Annotated in this window: 1 protein-coding gene; it reads right to left on the reverse strand. The window is 42.6% G+C overall.

Annotated elements, in window-relative coordinates:
* Positions 1 to 611 (reverse strand): ABC transporter substrate-binding protein (locus ACFINF_RS09485; RefSeq protein ID WP_375620627.1); only part of this gene is annotated, 611 nt, incomplete at both ends.

Below are 611 nucleotides of genomic sequence, written 5' to 3' on the forward strand. Positions count from 1 at the left end.
ACCCCAACCTTTTTTGCGTTGTCTTGGAGAGACTGAGCAATAGGCAAAGCAAAAGGATAAGGAGAGGCACCAGCAAAAATACTGGCCTCAAAACCATCTGGGTAACCGGCTTCCGTTAAAAGCTGCTTTGCTTTTTGGAGATCAAGTTTAAAGGGTTGTCCTTCTTTTTCATCCAAAGCTCCAAGATTCCCAAGAGGAATAAAACTTGCACGTAAAACACCAACATCTTTGAGAAGGGTCTTACTGAGTCCTTCATAATCAATAAGATAGCGCATCGCTAAACGCACTTTTTCCTTAGCAAAAACTGGATTTGTCACATTGAACCCCCATATGATCACGGATGGCTCTAACACTTTTTCAACCTTAATATCCGTTGTTGCTTGGAGATCTGCCAAATCCTCTGGCATCAAATTACGCGCCACATCAATATCGTGTTTTTGCAACAATAAACGTTGTGTTCCAGGCTCCGCGACATGACGAATTAAAATCTTCTTTAATTTAGGCGCCTCACCCCAATAATTGGAGCTTGCACGCAATAAAATCCCTTCTCCAGAACGCCAACTCTCTAACTGATAAGGACCAACACAAGCAGAATGACTTGCCAAATACCG

The organism is Bartonella sp. TS25HLJMH (assembly GCF_042193505.1).
GTDB classification, from domain to species: Bacteria; Pseudomonadota; Alphaproteobacteria; order Rhizobiales; family Rhizobiaceae; genus Bartonella; species Bartonella grahamii.